We start from the raw sequence: 24512 nt of genomic DNA on the forward strand, positions 1-24512 counted from the left end.
CTCTATCCTGTTAGAACCGATTCATTCATGATATCAGCTTTTATAAGATTTTTATACACTGTCGGGTCATGGGATTTTTTACATAGACCGCTCTTTCCTTCCCAGCAGGACATAAAACTTCAGGAATCAGGGCAGGCATCCATTTCACCGGTCTCTCTTGTCAGTCTCTTTCTGAAAAAGGTATAATACTCATAGATTCAAAGGCGGTTACTATGAACATATATAAAGACAGATTATGGCTGGCCCTGCTGACCGGGATGGTTTCCCTGCTCATGGGCTTTTGTGAATTTTATACCTGGCGTATCGGCTGGCATCCCGGGTCTTCTCCCTGGAACAGGGAGTCCCTTCTTCATGCTTCTGATATACCGGCAGTGCTTCTCCTGGGAGCAGCGACTTTTCTGGTCCTTTCTCTCGTGATGAGGCAGGCAGGTGCTCTTCCTGCCTTTTCCCTGCATCTGGAATTGGACGGCAGGCCTACGGACTCACCCTTTGCTCTCATCGCAGCCCTTCTCCTTTTGGCTTGGATGCCTTTTTTTCTTGTTTTTTATCCTGGTACAGGCATGAATGATACTACCGATATTATGCGGGCAGGTATCTGGGCGACGGGACAGCATACTTTTATTTACTGCATGTTTATCTACGGACTCACCCAGGCATCGGATATGCTGTTTCATACTACCTCCTATGGGCTGGCAGCGGCATCCCTGATTCAGATGGTTCTTTTTGCCTGCGGCATATCTTACTGCCTTTCCTGGATTTACCGAAGAACAGGCCGTTTGTGGATTACGGTGCTTCTGACACTGTACTATGCCTTTCTGCCCCTTGTTGCCAATATGTCTTTCTCCAATGTGAAGGATGTGCTTTTTTCTGTAACCATTCTGCTTTGGATTCCGCTGGTGACCTCCTTCGTATCAGGCTATCGGGAAAATGCCTGGGAAGCTAACAAACGCCTTTTTATCCTGGCAGGACTTGGCATGATGCTCCTTAGAAACAATGGGATTTATGTATTCATCGTTATGCTAATGGGCCTTGTGCTTCTCATGAAACGAATCCGCATGAATCTTCTGCTCACCGGTCTTGTGATGATCGCTGTTTCCATGACCCCCGATGTGGCCATTAAGCAGATTCTTAATCTGCCCCAGCTTTTTCAGGAACGGGTGGGCATTCCGCTGCAGCAGTTTTCCCGGGCCGTAGCAGTAGGGGTGCCGCTGACGGAGGAGGAGAAAGCCTATTCTGTAAAGATGATGATACCCGGACGCATTGCCCGCTGGTATGATCCTTTTACGGTGGACCTTATCAAATGGAACAGCGACTTTGATTTCTACTATTTCAACAGTCATCCCGATGATTTCTGGAAGGCTTGGAAATCGGTGGGGAAGAGAAATAAGGAGCTCTACGTGGAAGCCTGGCTTTTTGCTACCTATGGATACTGGGCTTTCCCGGCGCCCGACGAAATGACCCAGTCCCGCTTCTGCTGGGCTTTTTCGGAAAATGATTTGAAAAACGGTTTGAGCCCTGATCATAACAATGCTTACAAAACGGCAGATATTCATACCTTTTTCAAAAAGGATATCCAGGAAAAGCTGGGCCATTATCTTTGGGACCACAGCCGGTACCTGGGGGCAGGCACCTGTCTGTGGATTACGCTATGCATAGGACTTCTTTTGTTTTACCGGCGCCAGTACAGCCGCTTTCTGGTCCTTCTGCCGGCCTGTCTTCTCTGGGGTACCCTGATGATTGCCACGCCGGCAGCCTTTGTGTACCGGTATGTGTATTTCTTCCCCCTCTGTATGCCCTTTTTCTTGCTTCTTCCCTTTCTGCCGGAGGGAAAGTATGGTACAACGAAATGGGCGGATACAGTCATTCTGCCTCGAAAACCTGTGGAAAATCCCCTTCTTCAGGACGATCCTCTGAAGGGCGATGGCTATACCCATTGGAAAGATTGAGGAGGAGAGATGAAACTTTTTCGCTGGGATGTGCCCTGCCGGGCAAGTCTGGTCTTTTCCCTCTTCTTATCTCCTGCTGTCCTGTATACCTATAAAATCGACTGCATGGGGGATAAAGTGGCAGAAGCAGGAAATGAAATATTAGCGCTCCAAGATGGATTTATACTGCTTCTCCTTTTTATCCTTTTTGCCGCAGTTCTTCCGCCATTCGTCAGGCTCTGCCTGACCCTGCCCCGCAGCAGTGAAAAAAGCAGGGGACGGCGGCTCTTTTGGCCGGCCTTTTTCTTTATGGCTTTCTGGCAGCTGCCTTTCCTTCTGGCCCTCTATCCAGCGCCGGGCATGAACGATACCCTTTTCATGATGGAGAATCCCCTTTACGGGGGCATACAGTTTCCCTGGCTTTATTCCCTGGTCTATGGCTATGGCGCCCTTTTAGGAAAGCATCTTTTGGGAAGCAGGGAGCCGGTTATATTCCTGCTTTCCCTGGGCCAGCTTTTTCTCTATGCTTATGGCCTTACAAGGATTGTATTTCATGTGAAGGAAAGGCAGGGGGAGGTGCCGGCACTTCTGCTTTATTTCTATTTCACCTTCCTTCCCATGGTGGGTAATTATGGCATAGCTGCAGTGAGAGATGGGCTCTTTTCCTTAGCCCTTGCAGGATGCATGGTTTTCATGGCAGAAGAAACAGGGGGCCGGGGTACATCTATTTTCTGGTTTCTCTCGCTCCTTTCCCTCATGCTGCTGAGAAGCAACGGCTTTTTCATTGCGGCTATGCTGATACTTGTTTCACTGGTCCTCCAAAAGGGGGCGAGAAAGGAGGCAGTCCTGTTCCTTCTTGCCGCAGCTCTGGCCATTGTTCCGGGAAAGATTATTCTTTCTTACCATGACTGGCAGCCTCTTTTCCAGGAAAGTATGGCCATACCGCTTCAGCAGATGGGACGGGTGCTGGTGATGGGAGGAAGCCGCAGCGAAGAAACCATAGAGCTCATGAACCATCTCCTGCCGGAGGAAAAATGGAAGAAGGATTATTCTCCGGCCACCGTGGATTTTGTGAAATGGGACGATGATTTTAAAAGAAATGATTTAAACAGGGAAAAGGGCGCTTTCCTTTTGGCCTGGCTGGACACGGGGATAAGAAATCCAGGACTTTATGTGGAAGGCTGGATGACGGAAACCTATGCCCTGTGGAATCTGGATCCCCTGGACCATGGCGTGCAGTCCCGTTTCGGCTGGGCCCTGTCTGATGAGAATACGAAACATATGGTACCTTCGGACAATGATATGCTTGCTCTGGGAGATTTTCCCATGCCCTTTGGGCTGAAGTCTTTTCTTGGCAGCTATACCTATTCTGGCAGCCGTTTTCTGGGAAGCGGCCTCTGCCTGTGGATTACCCTCTTTTTCTGCCTCCTTTTTTATTGCGGCGGAAAGAAGGATTTGATTCCGGCGGCGCTGCCTCTTCTGGCCAATACCCTGACTCTTCTGGTTTCCACGCCGGCTTCTGCGGTATTCCGCTATTCCTTTGCCTATGTGCTGGGACTTCCCCTGCTTTTTATTCTTTTTCTTTATGGAAATGGAGAGGACGAGAAGCACCGGTGATTTTCAGATGTCATTTCACCCTGGGTTATAAGGCTTTATCTATTCACAAAGGAGCTTTTTATGGAAAGTATTCAAAATCCTGACCAGTATGAAGCAATCCACTCCGAAGGACCTACCCTGGTTATTGCAGGTCCTGGAACAGGAAAGACCTATACCATTATCCAGCGGGTCCTTTATCTGATCCGGGACAGGAAAGTGAAGCCGGAGCAGATCATGATTGTCACCTATACAGTGAAGGCGTCCAAGGAGCTTATGACAAGGCTCACCAATGAGCTGTCCCGGCAGGGCATTGAGATCAACCTCCATGAAATGTATATAGGGACTTTTCACCATATCTGCCGCCGCCTGTTGAAGGAATTCCGGGAATATACAAGGCTGGAAAGAAATTTCATAGAAACAGATCAGTTTGAGCAGCAGTACATGGTGTATGAGCATCTGGCGGACTTTGAAGAGATTCCCAATTTCGAGCTGGTCGTACAGTCCTCCTACATCAATAACAGGACGGGGGAAGAGGTGACGGTGCCGCCCTGGAAACGGTGCCGCACCATATGCCAGTATGTGAACCGCCTGTCAGAAGAGCTGATGAAGGCAGACGATATGATCCGAAGCCGGGATGAAAAAATCCGGGTATTGGGCTGGATGATGAAACGGTATGAAAAACTGGCCCGGAAGAAGAATTTCCTTGATTTTACCAAGCTTCAGACCGAGGCCTATTATATCCTTTCGGAAAAAGAAAATGTGCGCCGCCGGGTGCTGGAAAAAATCCGCTATATCCTGGTGGATGAATATCAGGATACCAACTATATTCAGGAGCGGCTGGTACAGATTCTGGGCGGCAGGGAGAGAAATATTTTCGTTGTAGGCGATGATGACCAGAGCATTTACCGTTTCCGCGGCGCCACGGTGGCCAATATCCTCCAGTTTCAAAAGCATTTTGGCAGCAGCTGCCGCGTGATTACCCTTCATACCAATTACCGCTCAGGCCAGGGCATCGTTTCCTTCTGCATGCGCTGGATGGCTAAGCCCGACTGGTTCTCCTGGGAACGGATGGGACATCTGTACCGCTACCGGAAAGGCCTTTTGGAATCGGGCGGGGGAAAGGAAAGCGTACCCTCAGTGGTACGGATTACGGCAGAGGAAGACGACCGGCTTTTTGAAGACCGGGTGTGCCATTTCATCGAAGAACTGAAGAGCAAGGGCTGCATATCGGATTACAACCAGGTGGCCCTGCTCTTTGACTCCGTCAAGGGGGATACGTCCATGCGTCTTCAGTATGCCTTGGGCAAAAGGCATATTACCGTGTATGCTCCCCGGTCGGGACACTTTTTTGAACGGAAGGAAGTGGCCTGGTTCTTTGGCTGTCTTCTTTATTTATTTTCCGGTATCCGGCGGAAATTAGGGCAGGACAGGGTTATGGATGAGACAGAGGGAATCCGCGAGGCCTATGTCCTTTTCCTCTCCATGGCAGAAGACATGATGAAGAGGAACGAAGACCTGAGGCAGTGGATCCGCTCCATGAAAAGAAAAGTGGAAAGAGAAAAGAAACTGCCGGAAAATCTGCTGCCCCTGGCATATAAAATTCTTTCCTTTCCTCCTTTTTCTGCTTTTCTGGATAAGGCTGCTGCAGGAGAATGCAATGAAGCCAGAAATCTTGCCTCCATTACCAGGCTCATCAGCCGTTTCGACTGCTTTACAGAAGAAAATCACGGCTACGGCAAGGAAACACTGGAGGATGTATATATTTTCTTTTCCCGCTACCTGCGGCTGTGGTATGAGAACGGAGTAGGGGAGTACGAGGATGAAGAAGCCTATGCTCCGCCGGGACAGGTGTCCTTCCTGAATATTCATCAGTCCAAGGGTCTGGAATATCCGGTGGTCATTGTGGCGTCCCTTTATGAAAAGCCCCGGGGCGAAGACTCCCTCATTCCCCGGGTGGTGGAAAAGATGACCGGCCGCCGCTCCTATGAACCTTACAGCGATATCCGGGATTTTGATTTCCGAAGGAAATACTACACTGCCTTTTCCCGGGCGGAAACGGTGCTGGCCCTGGCCTGCTGCGTGAAGAAGGGAAAACAGCCTTTTCCTGCATTTCAGAAACCCCTTGCCAGCCTTCCGGAATTTGACAGGAGGGGAATCGATTTCACAAAGCTCCATTTCCGCCCTGTAGAGAAAGGCCATTTCAAACCCCGCATTTCCTTCACCGCCCAGGCAGCGCTGTATGAAGAATGTCCTCTGAAGTACAAGCTCAGCCGGGTGTATCGATTTGCACCGGTGCGGGGCATGGCCCTTCTATATGGGACCCTGGTCCATGAAACTATCGAAGATATTCATCGGGCTGTGCTTTCCGGGCAGAAGGAAAGACTGACGCCGGCCAATGTATACGCCTGGCTCATGGCAGATTACCAGGCCCTTTCCAAGGCAGAAAATACCTGGCTTTCCAAGGACGAGCTGGAAAAGGCATTCCAGGAAGTGCTGGGGTATATTTCCTATCGACGGGGAGACTGGTCCATGATACGGGAAGCAGAATATCCTCTGGAACTGGTGAAAGATGAATACATTCTGAACGGTACCATCGACCTTCTTCAAAGCGGCGGCGGAAAGGTGGATATTATTGATTTCAAAACAGGCAGGAAGCCGGACCGGAAGAGTCCTCTTTTTGCCAGATATGAAAGGCAGCTTCAGATTTATGCCTATCTGGTAGAGGAAAAACTGAAAGTACCGGTGGGGAAACTTCTCCTCTATTTCACCGGTGAAACAGAGGAACCGCTTCTTGCAGTGGAAGGAAATCCGGCGAAGGTGGAAGAACGGATGAAGGCCTTTGACCATACAGCCCGCTGCATTCTGGCAGAAGATTTCAACCATCGGAAGAAAAAGGTGAACGGCCGCCTTCCAGAAAGCTGCCGCTTCTGTGAATGGAAGGAATACTGTGAAAGGAATGGAGAGTAGAAGACAATAAAAAAATCCCGCAGCTGCGGGATTTTTTTATTGGTTATCCGTTCAGAGTAGATTCCATGGAACTGTTGCATTCTCTTTCGGCATCTTTTTTGAAGACCGTTTTTTTCAGGAAGAGGAAGAGGCACAGAGCACCGAAGGCAATGCCCGCCGGGTAAGTGATGGATGGATCCAGCTGGAAGCCTTCCTTGGCCTGCAGAATGTAGGTAAAGGTCACTACAGACATGAAGGTGGCAGGGATGCAGGCCATGAGCCATGCATAGCGGTTTGCACACTGATGATACAGATAAACGGAACCGGTCCACAGAACAATCATAGCAAGGGTCTGATTGGTCCAGGAGAAATAACGCCATACAATGTTGAAGTCAATCTGGGAAAGGAGACCGCCGATAGCCAGCAGTGGAACAGCCAGGCAGAGACGCTTTACCGTTCTCTGCTGATCAATGTGGAACCAGTCAGAGAGAGTCAGGCGGGCAGCACGGAAAGCGGTGTCGCCGGAAGTGATGGGGCAGGCAATAACGCCCAGCATGGCCAGCACCGCACCGATACCGGTACCCATGTAGCCTACGCAGATGTCATACACTGCGCCGCCGGGGCCGCCGGCTTTCAGGACAGCCTGCAGTCCGCCGGTACCGTCGAAGAAGGTGACGCCGGCTGCTGCCCAGATGAGGCAGATAATGCCTTCGGCTACCATGGCACCGTAGAATACAGGACGGCCAAGGCGTTCATCCTTCAGGCAGCGGGCCATAATAGGAGACTGGGTGGAATGGAAACCGGAAATAGCACCGCAGGCCACGGTGATGAACATGAGCGGCCAGATGGGAAGCTGGTTTTCACCGGGATACATATTGGCCAGAACCATTTCAGGCATGACGTGACCGCCTACGCCCATGAGCATGCCGCCGGCAATACCCAGAGCCATGATGATCAGGCAGATACCGAAAATGGGGTAGAAACGGGCAATGATTTTATCAACAGGAAGAAGAGTGGCCAGGAAATAGTAAACAAGAACCACCAGAAGCCAGGGGAGGACCTGCCAGCCCGTAAGCTTGGCAAGAAGCATGGCCGGGCCGGTCATGAATACGGTACCTACCAGTACCAGAAGGATAACGGAGAAGAAACGCATAATGGTGAGCATGGTATGTCCCATATGGCAGCCTACGATTTCAGAAATACTGTGGCCGTCTTCCCGGATGGACATCATGCCGGAGAGGTAATCATGGACGCCGCCGGCAAAAATAGTACCCAGCACAATCCAGAGATATACCGAAGGCCCCCAGAGAGCACCGCCTAAGGCGCCGAAAATCGGGCCAAGGCCTGCAATGTTCAGGAGCTGGATGAGAAATACCTTCCACGTGGGAAGAGGCATGTAGTCAACACCATCATTGTGTATGAGGGCAGGTGTCCTGCGGTCCGTAGGTCCGAAAAGCCTGTCCACGATGGATCCGTAAATTAAATAGCCGGCTATGAGAGCAGCCAGGGCAAGTAAGAAAGTGGTCAAGGGAATGCCTCCTTAAAAATTGGTACGATGTGGATTTTCAAGGCATAAGCCCTGAGAATCCGCAGTGAATACAATAAAAAAGAATAGAATCGCTATCCTCTGTCATCCATCTCCTCTCGTTTTGAAGCATTATGACTATATGTTATAGATAGTTCACATTATGAGTATTGCTCATATACAATGCCCTTTGCTTCTGATTGATTGCTTTCTACGCATAAAAGAATACAACGGGAAATAGATTTCGTCAATAGGTGAAATAGAATATACTTTTTACGGAATTGAAGAAAATAAGAGTAATCGATTTCTGCTATGCTTTGAAATAATACAAACTTAATTTGCTATGATTTAGAGTGATGGCTTAATAGAATGGATGCAGTCGGAAAATTCTATATATAATACATATATAATTGCAGACAAAAGGATAAGAAAAAGAAGGAGGCTACATCAGTAATTGATATAAAATGAAGAGCGACATGGCTATAGAAACATTATATAACAAAGATGATCTTTGACTGTTTTCCGGTGACTGGGAAATCTGGCCAGAAGAGGATGGGATATGGTAAAGTATCATAAGTGATACATATAGTCAGCCGTTCTCCCGGGGCAGCAGAGAGACTGGTTTTACTCCAATCCCAGTCCTCAATCCCCGCCAATAAAAATATATAAAAAAATATTTGACAGTGCTATCAGAAAAGGTTATAATACTCCTTGTGAGATTTGTCCGGAAACCACTAGCCCCGGAGGAAGGACGATGTCTTGCGGTTCTGTTTTTTATTCAGGAGGAATCATTTATAATGAAAACCACATTTATGGCCAATGCGGGCAACATTACCCGTAAATGGTATATCGTAGATGCTGAAGGACTGACCGTTGGCCGCCTGGCTGCTAACGTTGCCAAAGTTCTTTCCGGCAAAAATAAACCTACCTACACACCGCATGTTGATACCGGTGACAATGTCATCATCATCAATGCAGACAAAGTCATTCTGACAGGCAAGAAAGAACTGAAGAAAGTTTACTTCCACTACACCGGCTATATCGGCGGTGACAGATACCAGAAGGCAGGAGATGCTCTTCGCGAAAGACCGGTATGGGTTGTTGAACATGCAATCCGCGGCATGCTTCCAAAGAACAAGCTCGGTGCCCAGATGTATCGTAAACTTCATGTTTATGCAGGCAGCGAACATCCGCATGCAGCACAGAAACCTGAAGAATTAAAGTTTGATATCCGTTAACCGGAAGGGAAGGAAATAAGAAATGGCAGAAGCTACATACTACGGCACCGGCCGCAGAAAGACATCCGTTGCCAGAGTCCGTCTGGTACCGGGACAGGGTAATATTACAATCAATGGCCGCGATCTGAAGGATTACTTCGATCTGGCTACTCTTGAACTGATTATTAAACAGCCGTTGGAACTGACAGGAACCACCTCCGCTTATGACGTAATTGCCAACGTACAGGGCGGCGGCCGTACAGGTCAGGCCGGAGCTATTCGTCACGGCATTTCCAGAGCACTGCTGGATGTAGATGCAGACTACAGAAAAGTACTGAAGAGTGCAGGTCTGCTTACCCGTGATCCAAGAATGAAAGAACGTAAGAAATACGGTCTCAAGAAAGCAAGAAAAGCAAGCCAGTTCTCCAAGCGTTGATCACTAGCTTTACACGAGCATACAAGATTCCATCAGCATCAGCTGGTGGGATTTTTTTTATGTATCCACTCTAAAAGAAAGTCACGGAAAAGGCGGCTTGCCTTTGTCGTGCGGACCTGCAGGTTTGCTACGAGATAGATCATCTGCCCGCCATTTTCTGCTTTCAGTCTTCGGCTCACGATATCTGGATGTGGGTATAGGGCATCCGCATAGTCGTAGCCGATGTTGATGGCCTTGTTTTCAAGGAGAAGCGCGCGGATGATGTTTTCATCAGCCGTTTCCGCAAGGATGTGGATCTGTCGGCCGGGCACGAGGATGTGCTGGTCGATATTGTGGCGGAAGCAGTCATAGGCACGGCCTTTGCTGATGATAGTCTGACCGTCTAGGTCGTCATAGGTCAGAAATGTTTTTTTCGCCAGAGGATGTGATTTGTGCATCCGTACACTGTAATTGCTGAAAAAGAGGGGGATTCCTTCAAAACGCGTCTCGTCCAGCGGCCCCGTTACGATGGCAAAGTTGCATTGCTGCGCCGTCAATGCGGCTAGAGCCATGGCATCTGTCGTATCTACGATGCTGAGAATGATGGAAGGATACGCCTCATGGAAGTCGTTGATCAGGGGCGCACCGAGATAGGCGAGCACATGGTCGAGTGCATGAATGGTGACCACACTTTTTGACTGCGCCGCGAGCGTGTGGAGTCCGCGTATGGCGTCGTATTCCTCTAGGAGACGTTTGGCATGAGGCAGCAGGATTGTTGCGTAGTCTGTTGGCATGACTCCTTTTATGCTGCGTACAAAAAGCGGCTGCCCCAGCTCTTCCTCAAGCAGACGGATTACCTTGCTCACGCCTTGCCTTGAGACAAATAGCCTGTCTGCGGCTGTCTTTATGTTCTGTGTCTGATAGACGGTTACGAAATACTGAAGCTGTTTCTGATTCATAGAGCACCTCCTGTGCTCATTATAGTGCAACCATATCGTTGCTTCAATCCACTCTTTATCTTCTTTTCCCTGTGTCATGACTTCGCTATAATGAGGCATATAAAGAACAAGGAGGTTTTGCATACTATGAAAATCACACAGATCCGCAACGCGACTAACCGTCTGGTATATGCCGGTAAGACGTTTCTCATCGATCCCTGGCTTTCCCCGAGCCACATGTTCACTTTCGCCGACGTGCCCGGGCATCCCTACCATATCCCTGACCAGGTGAAGGAGCATCTGCCGATGCCGTTCTATGACCTTCCCATGTCTACAGAAGAAATCCTGAAAGATGTCGACTGCGTCATCGTCACGCACCTCCATCCGGACCACATTGACATTTCTTTCGCCGACGGTACTGTAGGCGCCCCACTCGATAAGGCTGTACCCATTCTCTGCCAGAACGAAGAAGATGCGGTTGTCCTGAAGAAATCTGGATTTCAGGAGATCACCATCCTTCCGAAAGAATGGATGAAAATAGGAGATGCCAGCATCCGTCAGGTTCCCGCTCTCCACGGCACCTACCTCCCCTGCGGGAATGCCATGGGCGTCCTCTTTGAAGCAAAAGACGAAAAGACATTCTATCTTGCTGGCGATACCATCTGGTATGAGGAAGTCGCTGCAACCATTGAGAAATTCCGACCAGGAGTAATCGCCCTCAATGCCTGTGCAGCGGAGACTCTCGAGAATGGCCGTCTGATCATGGGGGATGAAGATGTCTGGAATGTGTCACTTGCAGCTCCTGATGCCAGACTCTATATCACGCATATGGACAATGTTGCTCATGCATCCATCACTCGTCATGCGATGCGCGGCCGACTGGCCTCTCGTGGCGTCGTGAATTACGATATGCCAGCCGATGGCGAGAGCATTGTATATTGATGGATACCAATCAATCAAACTATTTGACTGAGATTTGCGTACAAGTTCGACAGATTCGTTTGCATGTGGTAACAAGATTGTGCTGTGGTAATTTTTGCGTTGTCAATCATCTGGAATCCTAGTAACGTCCATCGCACTGTGCTTGTTGCGATAAACTATACGTACAATATACAAAGAGACTGTTGAATCCTTATAAATAAGAGTCTTTCGGCGTCATTCAGTTCTCCAAGCGTTAATCCGTTTCCGAATGGCAGAACGCCCATGGTTATCCATGGGCGTTTTTATTTTAGGGAAAAGATGACTCTGAAGACTTGAATTTCTGGAAAGTGGCATTTTTGAGAGCTTTGGAATTCCCTCTATGGGAAGAGTAGCCTTTTTCATGGCCCATGTCGTATAATATTACATATATGTACAGGAGGAAAAAGATGATACCGGTAATGACAATGGAAGATATCCATGATGCGACAGAGACATTTGCCAGATATGGCGTGCCGGCGGACCGTATTTTCAGTGAAATCATGCGGGCACGGTACCTGGATTATGTCCTTTTTTTAAATCCAGCCAACCAGCAGTACGGTATTTCGATTGAAGATTTATATGACAATATGAAACAGACTGCCGAGAAGCTGGGCATGTATGAAGGAGATGCGGATACCTATGTGCGGGTCTATACCCTGGCGCTCCGGGTGGATCCTATGGTATTTGCGCCCGGCGTTTCTCCCATGACTGATGAAATGAAGGGACTTGTGGAATATGGCATAGAACGGGCGGAAAAGTCCGGCAAAACAGTGCTCTTCTCTGGCGTGGAATCCTATCTTCCCTATGCTGGAAGGCTGTGGGACAAGCTGGCCGATAAACGGCTGGCCTTTGTGGTGAAAAGCTCCCTGTGGAAGAAAAGGCTGCAGCTCCTGTTTCCTCGCTGCCGTTTCCTTCTTCCCGAAGACCTGGCCCATGATGAGGTGAAGTATGACTATATCTTCCATGGTACCGGCGAAAGCCAGGGCGAAGAAAGGCAGCTTCTTCCCCTTCTGGCAGAAAAAGGCTCCATGGACTGGATTCTTCCCTATGACCATTTCACGGCCTCGGGAGACATTCCAGACGGTATAAGAAATGATGTCCGCAGGGACGGCCGTCTTTCCGGCTATTTTGACCTTTCCATGGGAGAAAGGGAATATGCTTTCCTTTGCTTTGATCAAGGTAAAGAAGGTGTATCCATTGGAAATATGGGATTTGCAGAAGGAAAATGCGCTTTCTTTGAACAGCTTAAGATGCCATTATCCGCTTTTCAGGAAGCCGATGAATGGAATTACGATGTGTATGCTTACAATGCCTCTCCGGCGCTGCAGGCCATACTGGCAGGAAATATCCTCCAGATGGAGCATACGCTGGGGCAGGAATTTGATGAAGTGAAAAAGGAGACGATTCCTGCCGGAAGATATCAGATTCTTGAGGCAGAAGCCTTGACTGACTCGGAAATCCTGAAGAATGAGGAAAGGCCCGTGGTTTGGGACGAGCCCCGGGAAGGCATCCTTCTTAGAGAAGGCGACCTGGCTCTGACCCTCCATAAAGGGGAGTTCCATTTCATTCCTGTGGGAAAAGGGGAGGAATATGTGGCAGGAAAGGGAGTTTTCGGCTTGCGGATGAAAGGGTGGTATACACCCTGGTTCCTTAAACTTTACCTCGACGGTCCGGTGGGCCGGCTTTTTCTGGAAACCATGAGAAGCGGAGAAACTTATGCTTTTTCCATGTCCCGCCTTCTTCGTGTGCCTCTTCCTGTATCGGATAGACAGAAAATGGAAGATATCACAGAAACCGCTGCAAAGGCAGTTTCCCGACTGGCAGAGGCAGAGCAGAACTGGCGCAGAGTCAAAAGAGAATCGGTAGGTATGATGATGGGTCATCCCACCTTGTAGGAGGCATTATGAAAATCGTACTTGCAACCCATAATGAGGGGAAAATCAGAGAATTCAGGAAAGCCTTTGCAGAAATCGGCTGGGAAGTCCTGCCGATAGCAGAAGTGGCGGATGTGGCAGAGCCCGAAGAAACGGGCACAAGTTTTAAGGAAAATGCACTGCTTAAGGCCCATTATTATGCTAAGGCAGTGAAACTTCCGGTACTTTCCGATGATTCCGGCATCATTGCCGATGCCTTAGGTGACAGGCCCGGTATTTATTCTGCCCGCTATGCCGGCGTCCACGGCGATGATGAAGCCAACAACCGAAAACTTGTTGAAGATCTGAAACCCTATACGGGAGAAGACCGCAAAGGACGCTATGTATGCGTAGTGGCTCTGGTTTGGCCTGATGGAAAGGAAATCACTGCCGAAGGAACCTGCGAAGGCATCATTCGGGATTTCTACCAGGGAAAGGGCGGATTCGGCTATGATCCCCTTTTCTACCTGCCCCGGTATGGGAAAACCATGGCAGAACTGCCGATGGAAGAAAAAAATAAAATCAGCCATCGTGGACGGGCTCTCCGTTCCCTCTTGGCCAAGCTGAAGGAATCAACCCTTTCCCGGTAATGATATGTGATTGAAAGGCATAATGCTTATACTTTTTTATACTTAAAAAGTATACTTATTGCTGGACTATTTCAATTTATATAACCTTATGATATAATTTGTGTGTTCCATCCAAGGAACCGTTGAGGGAGGTGACAGTTTACTTCATGAAAAGGAGTAAGCTTAAACTTTACGGATTCAACAACCTGACAAAAACCCTGAGCTTCAATATGTATGATGTGTGCTATGCCAGCACAGAGGAAGAACGGAAGAAGTACATCGCTTATATTGATGAACAGTACAGCGCCGAAAGACTGACCGGCATTCTTCAGAAAGTGGCAGACACCATCGGCGCCCAAGTGCTGAACATTGCCCAGCAGGACTATGATCCCCAGGGTGCCAGCGTAACCATGCTCATAGCAGAGGAAGAGGTGGAAAAGCAGGATGTGGTGGCCCATTTGGATAAGAGCCATATCACGGTCCATACCTATCCGGAAATGCATCCCCAGGATGGCATCTGTACCTTCCGGGCAGACATTGATGTGTCTACCTGCGGAAAAATTTCACCGCTCAATGCCTTGAATTTCCTGCTCCGTTCCTTTGAAGCGGACATCGTCATTACGGACTACCGGGTCCGGGGCTTTACCAGGGACGTGAAGGGAAAGAAAATCTTCATTGACCATCGGATCAATTCCATCCAGAACTACATGGCGCCGGATCTGCGCCATGCCTATGACATGATTGACGTGAACGTGTATCAGGAAAATATTTTCCACACCAAAATGCTCCTTCATGATTTCAAGCTGGATAATTACCTTTTCGATATGACGGAAAAGGATTTGTCTCCCAAAGAAGTGAAGAGAATCCGCCGCCTGCTGAAGCAGGAAATGTATGAAATTTTCAATGGCAGGAATATGCCCGCCATTAAAGACTGATTTGTATTCTTTTTTATTACAAGGAGGAAAAGAATGGATACAGCAGAACTGAAGAAAGAAGCCATTGCGCTTAGAAAAGAAAAGCACCAGATGATTAAGACCGCCCTGAATGCGGATATGAAGAATGGCCATGACCTGGCTATCGTATACACCCCTGGCGTATCTGCTCCATGCCTGGAAATCAAGAAGGATGAAGACCTGTCCCTGGAAATGACCTGGAGGGGCAATGTGGTAGCTGTTATTTCCGACGGTACCCGCGTACTGGGCCTGGGCGACATCGGTGCTGCTGCTGCCATGCCTGTTATGGAAGGCAAATCCGCTCTCTACAAGAGATTCGGCAACATTGATGCCATCCCCATCGTTCTTGACACCAAGGACAAGGATGAATTCATCCATACCGTGAAACTTTTGGAAAAGAACTTTGCCGGCATCAATCTGGAAGATATTTCTTCTCCGAAATGCTATGACATTGAAGACGAACTGAAGAAAATCATGAATATCCCTGTATTCCATGATGACCAGCATGGCACCGCCATTGCTGCCCTGGCTGCTCTTCTGGGAGCTCTCAAAGTCACCGGCAAGAAGATCGATGAAATCAAAGTGGTTATGAACGGCGCCGGTGCAGCAGGCACCGCCATTGCCCGCCTCCTTCTGGAAGACGGCGTGAAACCGGAAAACATGATCATCTTGAATTCCAAAGGCATTCTCTACGACAATGGCAAACGGGACCGGGTACAGCTGGAACTGATTCATAAGACCAATCCTGAAAATAAACAGGGCTCCTTTGCCGAAGCAGTGAAAGGGGCCGATGTACTCATCGGCTGCTCCGCTCCCGGCGTATTCAATAATGATGCCATCAAGACCATGGCTGACAAGAGCATCGTATTTGCCATGGCCAATCCGGTACCGGAAATCATGGAAGAAGAAGCCAAGGAAAAGGGCGTATACATCTATGGTTCCGGCAGAAGCGATATGCACAACCAGGTGAATAACTCCTCCGTATTCCCGGGCCTCTTCCGCGGCGCTCTGGACGTAAGAGCCCGTCAGATCAACGAAGAAATGAAACTGGCTGCTGCCCATGCCCTGGCTGACCTGGCTACCAAGTGCCAGCTGGATCCGGACCATGTGGTGGTAGACGTATTTGATGAAAGAGTACCTCATGAAGTGGCAAAAGCCGTTGCTAAAGCTGCGATTGCTTCCGGTGTTGCCAGAGTCACCGAACTTCCCGAACAGTATAAAGACTGATTGAAGTTTCAAGTGTAAAAACCCTGCAGAGATTATGATCCTCTGCAGGGTTTTTCTGATTTGAGAATTGGAGGCGCCTGGGGCAGCCTTCCTGCTGAGTGGCATTGAGCAACCGTGAGACGCTGTCAGTATGTTCTGTGCATTCTGCATGAAAAACGGAAGCTGGCCAAAGTCTGCCCTTCGCCTGCCTATAAAGAGCCTTTCCTGTTATACCCTTTGCGCCCAAAGGAAACGGGCTTGATACAGGCTTTGCTCTACGGCTCTGCCTGCGGCCCCTTTTCTCACCTTACTGAAAAGTATATAATAAGGTATACGACTATTGACGTCCCCGGGGATTCCTGCCGGACGCCGGACAGGAAAGGCTTTTCTTATGAATCTGATTAACCGCATGGTTTCCTGCCTGCGGGATAAAGGCTTCCGGGACCTTCCGGAGGATGAACGGGCAGGGAAAATCGATGAAGGGGCACTTGCAATCCTTCGAAAACTGAATGAAGAGGGAAAAGAGGCCTATGTGGTAGGAGGCTGTGTCAGGGACCTTCTCATGGGTCTAGTGCCCCATGACTGGGATATCACCACCTCTGCCCGGCCGGAGGAAACCATGCGCATTGCCGGGGCTGCAGGCTGGAAGGCCGTTGACGGTGGTGGAAGGCGTTTTGGTACTGTCATTGTGGTGAGGCATGGAAAGAGCTATGAGGTCACTACTTTTCGCCGGGAATTTTATGGAGCCGATGCCCACCGGCCGGAGGAAGTTTCTTTTTCTGACAGTCTGAAGGAAGATGTAAGCCGCCGGGATTTCACAGTGAATGCCATGGCGCTGGATAGCGATGGCTGTCTCTATGATTACTTCCACGGACTGGAGGATCTGGAGAAGAAGCGGCTCCGTACCGTTGGCCCTGCATCGAACCGGTTTAACGAAGATGTGCTCCGCATGTTTAGAGCCTGCCGCTTTTTGGGGCAGCTTGATTTCATGGTGGACAAAAGTCTGGTGGAAGGCATGAAGAGTGCCTTTCCCCGGGTGGAAGTCCTTTCTCTGGAACGGGTGAAGGAAGAAGTCAACCGTCTCCTGGTGACGCCCCATGCTGCCCGGGGGCTGGACCTCATGGTGAGAAGCGGGCTCAATGAAATGAGCTGTCAGGTGAAAGAAAACGGCGTTTCCAGAAAAGTGCCCATCCTTCCGGAGCTTTCTCACTTGGTGGGCCTTCCTCAGCAGAAGGAATTTCATAAATTTGACGGCTGGTACCATACGCTGGCAGTGGTGGATGCATCACAGCCTCTTTTACTGAACCGCTGGGCGGCTCTTCTTCACGATGTGGGAAAGGGCATGCCCGGTATTCGGGCAGTGAGGAAAGGAAAACTCACCGATTACGGCCATGACAGGGAAGGCGCCCGCATGGCCCGGGAGATACTCTCCCGCTGGCAGATGCCCTCCGATTTCACAGACCGGGTGGTATGGCTGGTGGAAAACCATATGAAATTTCATTATTTCGCTAATTTCGGGGAAGCCAATGCACTGAAATGGGTGAGAAGTCTGGCAAGAAAAAAGACCTTTCGTTCCTCTGCCGACATGGCAGAAGCCTTTCATCAGATGACAGACCTGGGAAATGCAGATATCATCGGCTGTGGACGGTCCCTTTCAGACACTGCCGGGCACAGCGAATTCGGACGGTACATGGAGGAAGTGTCTCTTTCTGTACCTGTGACCACCCGCGAGCTTCATTACGGAAAAGATGTACCCCGGCTTTTGGGAAACCTGGTGGGAGAAGGAATGCAGAATCTCCTTCTCCGGGTGCAGAATGGAAATCTGGAAAATAGTCCAGCCGCCCTTTATGATGCGGCGGTGAGATTCAAGAGGAGAAGGGAACATGAAAAAGGAACTGCCCAGGAATAGGATGAGAAAGCGAAGCGTCAGGCTTTCTTTCATCCTCTGCATCATCGGCGGTCTCCTGCTTCTCCGTCTTATGTGGGTGCAGATCATAGAGGGCCACCATTATGAAGAAATGGCGCTGAACCAGACAGAAGGAGTGCAGACTCTCTATTCTCCCCGCGGTACCATTTATGACAGAAATGGCAGGGAACTGGCTTTTTCCATTATGGTGAAATCTTTTTATGCCGATCCCGGTACCATGAATGTAAGCCCTGAAGAAGCGGCCAAAGAGCTGGCGCCTCTTCTTCATCAAAAAGAAGGGGATCTGGTGAAGGATTTATCCCAGGACTCCCGCTTCGTATGGCTGGAACGGGTGATGGATCCGGAAGATTCGGATAAGGTCATCGCCCTGATTAAGGAAAAGAAATGGAAAGGCTTTGGTTTCTTTGATGAAAGCCGCCGGTTCTATCCCAACGATTCCATGGCTGCCAATGTGCTTGGCTTTGTAGGCCTGGATGACAAGGGCCTGGATGGTCTGGAAATGGCTCTGGATGAACTCATCAGGGGCGGGGCAAATAAGCAGCATATCCTGACTGACGCCAGGGGCAATCCCATCCTGAAATCGGCCATGGCACCCTACAGGGCCAAAAAAGAAAAGTCCGTGTACCTTACCATTGACCAGAATATCCAGTTCTATGCGGAACGGGCTCTTGACCGTGCCATGACATCCACCCATGCTTCCGGCGGAATCATCATCGTCATGGATCCAAAGACAGGGGCCATTCTGGCTTTAGGAAACCGACCCACCTATGACCCCAATCATTATGACAAGGCGACGGAAGCGGAATTCAAGAACCGGGCCGTCGTGGATATTTACGAACCGGGCTCTACTTTCAAGCCTATCATTGCATCGGCGGCTCTGGCAGCAGGCACCTACGATACAGAGCGGGTGTGGCATGATCCCGGCGCCGTATGGGCTTCGGGCCATGCCATCCGGAACTGGAACGATGAGTCCTATGGCGATGTGCGGCTGGTGGATATTCTGAAATTTTCCATTAATACAGGATTTGCCCATGTCGGTCTTCTGACCGGCGGCGAAACACTGACCCGCTATGCCAAGGCCTTCGGCTTCGGTAAACCTACGGGCATTGAACTTCCCGGGGAGGGAAGCGGCATCCTTTTTGAACCGAAGGATATGCGGCCCATCGACGTGGCCACCATGTCCATCGGCCAGGGCATTGCTGTCACGCCGCTGCAGATGGTTCAGGCCTACAGCGCCATAGCCAATGGCGGTAAAATGGTGAAACCTCATATTATCCAGTCCATCAAGAATGCTGATGGCAGCGATTACAAAGTGACGCCGGTGGAATACAGCGGCGATCCTATTTCTAAAAAAGTGGCTGATGACGTGAAGGACATGATGGAAAAAGAAGTGTCCGAAGGCGGCGGTGCCAACGCCAGGGTGCCGGGCTATCATATGGCCGGTAAAACCGGCACGGCTCAGAAACTGGACCCGGTGAACGGCGGATACCTGAAAGGGCAGTACATAGCCTCCTTCTGCGGATTCGGTCCTACGGAAGATGCCAGGGCCATCTGTCTTGTAGTGCTTGATACGCCAAAGGGAACGTACTACGGCGGCCAGGTAGCGGCGCCGGTATTCAAGGAAGCCATGACCCAGATCATGCGGTACCTGAAAATTCCTACCCTGGATGACCAGACTATTCATGCCAAGCCGCAGGACAAGCCCATCGAACTCTACAAACCCAGCCTTCCTCCGGAAAACGCCAGAGAATTCCGCCTTCCCAGCTTTACCGGCTGGTCCATGCGGGACGTAGGCGAATGGCTGACCCGAGCCGGTCTGGGCTTCCAGCCTGAAGGCAGCGGTTATGCCGATAAACAGGAGCCGGGCATTGGCAGCCGAGTGAAACGGGGAGATAATGTAAAGGTCCACTTCTCCCATCATGATTAAATAGGCAGGACCTATGAAAAAGCAGCGCACCTCCATCAGAGGTCGCTGCTTTTTGACTTCTCCTGCGGCGAAGCCGCCGCCATAACCCTTCAGGGCTTAGTGTAAAATTTTACTCGGTAAGGGAATTTTTCCAGAAACAATAAAAGAGGAAAGCCTCCCCTTGAGTGGAAATGTTATAATTTCCGTGGCAAAGAATAAAACAAAGAAAGGGCTTTCCTCATGGATATTATAACAAAAACTGGAGAAATTTGGAGTGAAAATGCAATAGGAGCAGTCATTTCTATCATCAAGGAATCTGATGATTCTATTGAGTCTGAAAGGAAGCTAACTCATTGGCTCGAAGAAATGAACTGTCAGCTTATAGCTATGGCTCTGGAGCGTATTGATGCCGAGCTGTATCAGATTTACAAGGCACAGAGGTGGCGTGTAGCGCGCCGGGACTCCCGGACGATTTACTGTCGCTATGGAGAGCTGACCTATACCCGAAGACTTCTGCAGAAAGATGGGAAGAGCTTCTATCCCCTGGACCGCAAAATGGGCTTTGAACCCAGAAAGCACTACAGCCTGGGAATGATTGAGCGGATTGTCGAGGCTGTCGCAATTACCACATCTCGAAGTGCCAGCGAACTCCTGCAAAGCCTGGCAGGGATTACCATCTCCCATCAGTCCGTTATCTCACTCAAGAATTATGCCGGTAAGAAGGCAAAGGCTTACGAAAAAACATTGGCAGAAGAGGAAAAGGTTGAAAAGCCGACACAGCCGGAAATTATAGCGATTGAAGGAGATGGAATTGTACTCAAGAACAAGGAGAAAGGCGGCGTTTCGGAAGTGCACCGCCTCCAGGTATATGAGGGAGTCAGGAAAAATGGCAACAGGACAGAACTGGTAGGACTTCGCTGCTTTGCATCTACCAGCAGAAAAGAACTTTTTGCAATGGTAAGAAGCTATCTGCTTGGGCACTATGACCTGTCTAAGACCACAGTGCTGTCGAATGGGGATGGAGGGTCCGGATACCAGTTTCAGGACTTTGAGCGAATAGTAGAAGGCTGCCTAGATCACCAGCACTTCCGCGACTGCTATCATGTGCATGAAAAGATCCGGACCCGGCTCAGCTTCTGCAACAGGAAACTGATAGACCGTATTATCCGAGAACTTCACCAGACCGACGATATTATGAAACAGATTCCCGTATGGATGGATACTGCCCGGAGCTGCGCCCGAACAGAGGCGGATTTAGAGGAGGTAGACAAGCTGCAGAGCTATCTGGAGAGAAATGCCCCCTATATCCCCAGCCTAAGTCAGCGCGGCATCCATACAGAGATTCATCTGGGGACTGCAGAAACAAATCACCGGTTCTACAGCTATCGCATGAAGCGGCAGGGACGGAGCTGGTCCAGCGAGGGAATGGAGTGTATGGTTTGGGTATTAACCGCCCGGAAGAATAAAACACTTACAGCAGCTCTCCTGTACCATGCTAATGGGAAAAGCTACAAAAAGATGGATAGAGCCATGCACAAGGCTGCGGTGCAGGCAGAGCGTAAAATCGCCCAGAATGTCCGGAGTGAGGTGCAGAAGCGCAAAATGAGAAACTATAGGCCAGGATGCCTGGAGGGGCGTATAGGCGTTTATGGAGCTTCTTCTTCACCAATGGGGAGACTGGCCAGAGCTATACAGAAATACTGATAAAACCGAAGCCACGGAGATAGTAATTATCGACAGTCAAATGAATTACCGAGGAAAACTTGACACTTACCCTTCAGGGCGAAGCTCCGTCACCCCTCCCCTTATTGTGATATAATGAGAAGAGCATTGCTTCATCAGCCTTTGGGTCTGATGGAGCTGGAAATTTCTGAATGTGGTTGGGTATGAAGGAGTGGACATGATGTTAAGCGATATTGAAATTGCACAGAAAGCAGAACTGAAACCGATTACGGAAATCGGTGCTTCCATCGGAATTCCGGCGGAAGATTTGGAAAATTATGGTCCCTATAAAGCGAAGGTTTCTCTGAAACTGACCAGAGAACTGGAAAATAAGCCGATGGGCCACCTGATTCTTGTGACCGCTATTTCCCCAACCCCGGCAGGAGAAGGAAAGACGACCACCACCGTAGGCCTGGGACAGGCGCTCGCTCAGCTCGGCAAGAAGGCGATGATCTGCCTCCGCGAACCTTCTCTTGGCCCCTGCATGGGTATCAAGGGCGGCGCTGCCGGCGGCGGCTATTCCCAGGTGGTTCCTATGGAAGATATTAACCTCCATTTCACCGGTGACCTTCATGCCATTACAGCAGCCAACAATCTTCTGGCTGCCATGGTGGACAACCATATCCAGCAGGGAAATGCCCTGGGCATCGATCCCCGCCGGGTGGTCTGGAAACGAGTGGAGGATATGAATGACCGGGTGCTCCGCCACATCGTCGTAGGTCTTGGCGGCCATGCCAATGGGGTTCCCCGGGAAGACGGATTTGATATTACCGTAGCTTCCGAAGTGATGGCCATCCTCTGCCTTGCTGATTCCATTCGTGATATGAAGGAAAGATTTGCCCGGATCATCGTAGGCTACACCTACGACAATAAGCCGGTTACTGCCGGTGATATTCACGCCCAGGGTGCCATGGCTGCCCTTATGAAGGATGCCCTGAAACCGAACCTGGTACAGACCCTGGAACATGTACCGGCCTTTATCCATGGCGGCCCCTTCGCAAATATTGCTCATGGCTGCAACTCCGTACTGGCTACCCGTACAGCTCTCCATCTGGCTGATTATGTGGTAACGGAAGCAGGCTTCGGTGCCGACCTGGGGGCTGAAAAGTTCCTGGATATCAAGTGCCGCTTCGCCGGCTTGAAACCGGACGCTGCCGTGCTGGTGGCCACCATCCGTGCACTGAAGATGAACGGCGGCAAAGCAAAGAACGAACTCACTGAATCGGATCCGGAAGCCGTGAAGAGAGGCCTTCCGAACCTGCTGCGTCATATTTCCAACCTGAAGAAATACGGCCTGCCCATTGTGGTGGCTCTCAATATGTTCCCCAGTGATACAGCGGAAGAAAAGAAGGTTATCGAAGATGCCTGCGCCGAAGCAGGCGTTCCGGTGGCTGAATCCACCGTCTTTACAGACGGCGGCAGAGGCGGCCTTGACCTGGGCCGTAAGGTGCTGGCAGCTGTTGATAAAGGTTCTGCTTACAAGCCGCTCTATGACCTCAGCCTGTCCCTGAAAGAAAAGATTGAAACCATTGCAAAGGAAATCTACGGAGCAGGTACTGTGCAGTATGACAGTGCTGCGGAAAAGGAATTGAAGCACATCGAAGACATGGGATTTGGAAATGTGCCGGTATGCATTGCCAAGACCCCGGCTTCCTTCAGTGATGATCCTGCCAAACTGGGCGCTCCTTCTGGATTCACCCTGCATGTACGGGAAGTGAAAATTTCCGCAGGTGCCGGTTTCGTTGTTGTTCTGACCGGCAAGGTCATGACCATGCCCGGTCTTCCGAAACATCCGGCTGCTGAACGGATTGATGTAGATGATGAAGGACATATTACAGGACTCTTCTAACATGGCAGACATACTGGACGGAAAAGAAACGGCCGCTTCCCTGGAAAAGGTTCTCCGGGCAAGGCTGGCCGCATTGCGGGAAAAGCACTATGAACCCAAACTGGCTGTAATTCTGGCGGGGAACAGCAAGCCTTCCGCCATGTATGCAGCCTTTATGCAGAAAGTGGCCAAAGGCTACGGCATTGAATCGGAAATCTTCCGTGAGTCCGAAGACATTACGGAAGAAGAGCTGGGAAGCCTGATTACTGATCTCAGCCATGACCGGGAAATCACGGGCATTCTGATGATGATGCCTCTGCCGGAAGGCATTGATTCTGAAAAGATGATTGCTTTAATCAATCCCGACAAGGACGTGGATGGTCTGACCGATACCAATGCAGGCAGGCTCTTTGCCGGGAAGGATGGACTTTTCGGCTGTACTCCCCGGGCCGTCATGGCCATCCTTGATCATTACGGTATCAATCCCGACGGGAAAAAGGCAGTAATCATCGGACGGAGCAATGTGATCGGCAAACCGGTATCCCTTATGCTTCTGAAAAAGAACGCCACTGTCACTATCTGCCACTCTCATACGAAGAACCTGAAGGAAATCACCAGGGAAGCGGATATCCTGGTGGCTGCCCTGGGCCATGCGGGAGCGGTGACGGCGGACATGGTGAAACCGGGGGCCGTAGTCATTGACGTAGGCATTAACCGGGTAAACGGCAAAACTGTGGGAGACGTGGACTATGAACCGGTTTCCCGGGTGGCCGGCGCCATTACCCCTGTTCCCGGCGGCGTAGGCAGCGTGACCACAGCCATGGTGATTGAAAATATCATTACGGCCGGTGAAAAACAGGCGAAATAAACATAATTCCAGCAGAAGCGGTTCCTGAAGGGGAACCGCTTTTCTGCTGGTAAGATATGGTAAAATAAAAGAAATATGGATTTCTTCTATTTCATAGA

The 24512-nt window shown here is 50.0% G+C and carries 17 protein-coding genes; 15 read left to right on the forward strand and 2 right to left on the reverse strand.

Annotation, left to right across the window (positions count from 1 at the left end):
* Positions 1–212: 212 nt before the first annotated feature.
* Genes NW747_RS06710 through NW747_RS06720 form a run of 3 tightly spaced genes read left to right on the forward strand, consistent with a single transcriptional unit; the run spans position 213 to position 6488 of the window.
* Positions 213–1946, forward strand: coding sequence for a DUF6020 family protein (locus NW747_RS06710; protein WP_273186181.1), 1734 nt, complete (start codon positions 213–215; stop codon positions 1944–1946).
* 9 nt (positions 1947–1955) lie between these two features.
* Positions 1956–3542 (forward strand): DUF6020 family protein, encoded by a 1587-nt coding sequence (locus NW747_RS06715; RefSeq protein ID WP_273186183.1) that lies wholly within the window; start codon positions 1956–1958, stop codon positions 3540–3542.
* Positions 3543–3602: 60 nt separating this feature from the next.
* Complete coding sequence (locus NW747_RS06720) at positions 3603–6488, forward strand: ATP-dependent helicase (RefSeq protein ID WP_273186184.1); 2886 nt, start codon at positions 3603–3605, stop codon at positions 6486–6488.
* A 43-nt stretch (positions 6489–6531) separates the two neighbouring features.
* Here the strand turns inward: NW747_RS06720 and NW747_RS06725 are convergent, their stop codons facing one another.
* The gene (locus NW747_RS06725; RefSeq protein WP_008859423.1) at positions 6532–7995 is read right to left on the reverse strand and encodes a carbon starvation CstA family protein; all 1464 of its coding nucleotides are present in this window, start codon (positions 7993–7995) and stop codon (positions 6532–6534) included.
* A gap of 794 nt (positions 7996–8789) precedes the next feature.
* Between NW747_RS06725 and rplM the strand changes: the two genes are divergently transcribed.
* Positions 8790–9230 (forward strand): 50S ribosomal protein L13, encoded by a 441-nt coding sequence (gene rplM / locus NW747_RS06730; protein ID WP_008859422.1) that lies wholly within the window; start codon positions 8790–8792, stop codon positions 9228–9230.
* 22 nt (positions 9231–9252) lie between these two features.
* On the forward strand, positions 9253–9645 hold the full coding sequence (rpsI, locus tag NW747_RS06735) for a 30S ribosomal protein S9 (protein WP_008859421.1): 393 nt from the start codon (positions 9253–9255) through the stop codon (positions 9643–9645).
* Positions 9646–9683: 38 nt separating this feature from the next.
* On the opposite strand, the gene NW747_RS06740 is transcribed toward rpsI, so the two are convergent.
* On the reverse strand, positions 9684–10583 hold the full coding sequence (locus NW747_RS06740; protein WP_270528114.1) for a LysR family transcriptional regulator: 900 nt from the start codon (positions 10581–10583) through the stop codon (positions 9684–9686).
* 126 nt (positions 10584–10709) lie between these two features.
* Between NW747_RS06740 and NW747_RS06745 the strand changes: the two genes are divergently transcribed.
* From NW747_RS06745 to NW747_RS06790, 10 genes are all read left to right on the forward strand, one after another.
* Positions 10710–11504 (forward strand): MBL fold metallo-hydrolase, encoded by a 795-nt coding sequence (locus NW747_RS06745; RefSeq protein WP_273094591.1) that lies wholly within the window; start codon positions 10710–10712, stop codon positions 11502–11504.
* Positions 11505–11929: 425 nt separating this feature from the next.
* The gene (locus NW747_RS06750) at positions 11930–13417 is read left to right on the forward strand and encodes a restriction endonuclease subunit S domain-containing protein (RefSeq protein WP_273186186.1); all 1488 of its coding nucleotides are present in this window, start codon (positions 11930–11932) and stop codon (positions 13415–13417) included.
* Positions 13418–13425: 8 nt separating this feature from the next.
* Positions 13426–14025 (forward strand): XTP/dITP diphosphatase, encoded by a 600-nt coding sequence (locus NW747_RS06755; RefSeq protein ID WP_273186188.1) that lies wholly within the window; start codon positions 13426–13428, stop codon positions 14023–14025.
* A gap of 146 nt (positions 14026–14171) precedes the next feature.
* Positions 14172–14939: an adenosylmethionine decarboxylase gene (gene speD / locus NW747_RS06760; RefSeq protein WP_273186191.1), complete on the forward strand. Its 768-nt coding sequence runs from the start codon at positions 14172–14174 to the stop codon at positions 14937–14939.
* Between the two features lie 33 nt (positions 14940–14972).
* On the forward strand, positions 14973–16184 hold the full coding sequence (locus tag NW747_RS06765; protein ID WP_273186193.1) for an NAD(P)-dependent malic enzyme: 1212 nt from the start codon (positions 14973–14975) through the stop codon (positions 16182–16184).
* Between the two features lie 370 nt (positions 16185–16554).
* Entirely contained in the window at positions 16555–18072 is a 1518-nt protein-coding gene (locus tag NW747_RS06770; protein WP_273186195.1) for a CCA tRNA nucleotidyltransferase, read from the forward strand.
* Positions 18047–20017, forward strand: a complete 1971-nt coding sequence (locus tag NW747_RS06775; protein ID WP_008859415.1) for a penicillin-binding protein — start codon at positions 18047–18049, stop codon at positions 20015–20017. Before NW747_RS06770 ends, NW747_RS06775 begins: the two co-directional genes overlap by 26 nt.
* A 219-nt stretch (positions 20018–20236) precedes the next feature.
* Positions 20237–21700: an ISLre2 family transposase gene (locus NW747_RS06780; protein WP_273185646.1), complete on the forward strand. Its 1464-nt coding sequence runs from the start codon at positions 20237–20239 to the stop codon at positions 21698–21700.
* A gap of 199 nt (positions 21701–21899) precedes the next feature.
* The gene (locus NW747_RS06785) at positions 21900–23567 is read left to right on the forward strand and encodes a formate--tetrahydrofolate ligase (RefSeq protein ID WP_040379626.1); all 1668 of its coding nucleotides are present in this window, start codon (positions 21900–21902) and stop codon (positions 23565–23567) included.
* Position 23568: 1 nt separating this feature from the next.
* Positions 23569–24414, forward strand: coding sequence for a bifunctional 5,10-methylenetetrahydrofolate dehydrogenase/5,10-methenyltetrahydrofolate cyclohydrolase (locus NW747_RS06790; RefSeq protein ID WP_273186198.1), 846 nt, complete (start codon positions 23569–23571; stop codon positions 24412–24414).
* Positions 24415–24512 lie beyond the last annotated feature (98 nt).

Source organism: Dialister succinatiphilus, from assembly GCF_928721695.1.
Lineage (GTDB): Bacteria > Bacillota > Negativicutes > Veillonellales > Dialisteraceae > Dialister > Dialister succinatiphilus.